This is a genomic window from Mycobacterium sp. TH-M82 (genome assembly GCF_057473605.1).
Genome location: NZ_JBYCKY010000515.1, coordinates 1 through 2,418, shown reverse-complemented (window position 1 = coordinate 2,418; position 2,418 = coordinate 1). Strand labels below are relative to the sequence as shown.

The following is a 2,418-nucleotide window of genomic DNA, read 5'->3' as shown; positions in this document are numbered from 1 at the left end:
GGGGATGCCTTCGACGACGTCAGGGCCGTGATAGCCGTGCGGCAGCGGGCGACCCAACCGGTCGCGGGGCCGGGCGTTTCGGGGCCGGCCCGACGCGTCACGGTCGCGAACCACTAGGGCTAGGCCGCCGGCTTTTCCGCGATGACCTCGATGGCGGCCATGTTCTGGTGGTACTTGCGAAACGTCGAACGCATGTCGAGCACGCGGGCCCGGGCGTCGGAGTCACGCAACACGTTGAAGGCGAAGCGCAACGCACCCAGCAGGCCCTCGTCGGCGATCAGCCGGTGCGGCTCCAGCAGCGCCATCGGCGCAAAGGAGACCTTGTCCACCGTGAAGCCGGCCTCGGTGAGCAGCGCGGTCCACTCGTCGGCGGTCAACGGGCGCGCGTTCACCTTGATCGAACGCGCTAACGCCGTGCGGACCTCGTCTTTGACCTCATCGGGGACCCCGTCGGGCTGTAGCGCCAACTCGTGGATGGCATAGCGGCCGCCGGGACGCAGCACCCGGAACACCTCGCGGGCGATCTCGGCCTTGTGCGGGTCGGTCTGCATCGTCAGCATCGCCTCACCCACCACCACGTCGGCGCTGCTGTCTGCCAGCCCGGTCGCGGCGGCCTCGCCCTGCACCACCGTGCCCTTGTCGCCGACCACCGAGCGGACCACCCCGGCGGCGTTCTCGTCGGTCTCGACGCCGGTGTAGCTGCCGGGGTTGCGGTCCAGAATCTCCCGGGCGGTGCGGCCCATCCCCGGAGCCAGCTCCACCACGTCGGCCCCGGGCAGCGCCGCGTCGGCCAGCATGCGTTCGGTCAGGCCGAGACCGCCCGGCCGCAGCACTCGTTTGCCCAGCCGGGCGAAGAGCCAGTGGCCGGGGAGGTCAGCGGGTTTCCTGTCGGGCATCGGTAGCGTCATATAAGATAGGCTAGCCTTACCAACGATGCCTCCGCTAGGGGGCTTTCGGCCCTAATATTCACCGCCGCTGCGCCGAGACGAACATGTTCCGTGGCGCCGGGTCCTCGATGCCGGTAGCCGGGGGGCGCTGGTAATGGGCCATCAGCTGCTCGGAGGTCGCCTCGGTCACGTCCCAGCCATGGCCGCGCAGCCAATCGGCGACGTCGGTGCGCTCCTCGAAGTACCACAGGTCGTCGAAATCAGGAACGGCGGCGTTACCCGCCTTGCCTACCTTGCCCACCTGAGCCGCTACCTCCCGGTAGCGCTGCATCAGCGCCCGCTGCCGATCCCGGACGCCCGGGTCGTTGAAGTCGGCGCCGAGTGCTTCCACCGCAATCCGGCTCCCCGCGACGCTCAGCGTCTGCACCCGTTCGAACAGCAGATCCTGGGCCGCCGCCGGCAGAAACGGCAGCAGCCCCTCGGCCGACCACGCGCTGGGCGCTGTGGCATCGAAACCGGACTGCCGCAGCGCCGACGGCCAGTCCTCGCGCAGGTCGACGGCGACGTCGACCTGGTTGCACCTGGGCGCATCACCATGGCGCCGCAGCGTCGCAGTCTTGAACTCCAGGACCCGGGGCTGGTCCAGCTCGTAGACCGTTGTGCCGTCCGGCCAGGGCAGCCGCCACGCCCGCGCATCCAGACCGGCGGCCAGGATCACCGCCTGCCGCACCCCGGCCGCGGCGGCGTCGAGGAAGAACTTGTCGAAATACGCTGTGCGCGAGGCGATGTAGTCAGCCATCCCCTGCATCCGCACCGGCAGGTCGGGTTCGATTTCGGCGGCTTCCGGGGGCAGGCTCGCCGGCGACCACATGGTCCACATGCCCTCGCCGGCGGCGTCGAGGAACACCCGGGCATACGGGTCGCGGATCAGCGGGTCCGCGCTCTCGGTCTCCGCGGCTCGGGCGGCCGCCACCCCCAGCGCCGTCGCGCCCACGCTCTCGGTGATCTCCCAGCTGTCACCCTCGGTCCTTGGCACCGTGGCTTCCTTTCCCTCCGCCTGTCCAGCTTGTCCGGCCCGTCCGGCAGCACTTCGCGACACTACGCCGATTGTGCACCCAGCGAATCGCTAAGAATGGGCGCCGATGGCGTCTCCAGCAACTGTGGTGGCAGGTCCAGGATTCGAACCTGGGTAGGCATACGCCGACGGATTTACAGTCCGCTCCCATTGGCCGCTCGGGCAACCTGCCGTGGTGCGACTAGCAGCGTACAACGAGGATATAACCGGGGTACAAACGACCAGCACCACCGAGAGAGGACCGATCCCATGGCGGATTCATCGTTTGACGTCGTCAGCAAGGTCGACCGCCAAGAGGTCGACAACGCCCTGAACCAGGCCGCCAAGGAGTTGGCCACCCGGTTCGACTTTCGCGGCACGGACACCAAGATCGCCTGGAAGGGTGAGGAAGCCGTCGAGCTGACCAGCTCCACCGAGGAGCGGGTCAAGGCCGCCGTCGACGTGTTCAAGGAGAAG

Annotated in this window: 3 protein-coding genes and 1 tRNA gene; 1 reads left to right on the top strand and 3 read right to left on the bottom strand. The window is 68.7% G+C overall.

Annotation, left to right across the window (positions count from 1 at the left end; translation table 11 throughout):
- Nucleotides 1-119: 119 nt before the first annotated feature.
- The 3 genes from AC2VON_RS15910 to AC2VON_RS15900 all read right to left on the bottom strand — a co-directional run bounded on the left by AC2VON_RS15910 (nucleotide 120) and on the right by AC2VON_RS15900 (nucleotide 2,134).
- Nucleotides 120-908, bottom strand: coding sequence for a class I SAM-dependent methyltransferase (locus AC2VON_RS15910; RefSeq protein WP_486953820.1), 789 nt, complete (start codon nucleotides 906-908; stop codon nucleotides 120-122).
- A gap of 58 nt (nucleotides 909-966) precedes the next feature.
- Entirely contained in the window at nucleotides 967-1,923 is a 957-nt protein-coding gene (locus AC2VON_RS15905) for a class I SAM-dependent methyltransferase (RefSeq protein WP_486953819.1), read from the bottom strand.
- Between the two features lie 125 nt (nucleotides 1,924-2,048).
- A tRNA-Tyr gene (locus AC2VON_RS15900) sits at nucleotides 2,049-2,134 on the bottom strand.
- A 77-nt stretch (nucleotides 2,135-2,211) separates the two neighbouring features.
- Here AC2VON_RS15900 and AC2VON_RS15895 point away from each other — a divergent pair.
- On the top strand, nucleotides 2,212-2,418 hold a 207-nt coding region (locus tag AC2VON_RS15895; protein ID WP_486953818.1), incomplete at its 3' end, for a nucleotide-binding YajQ family protein.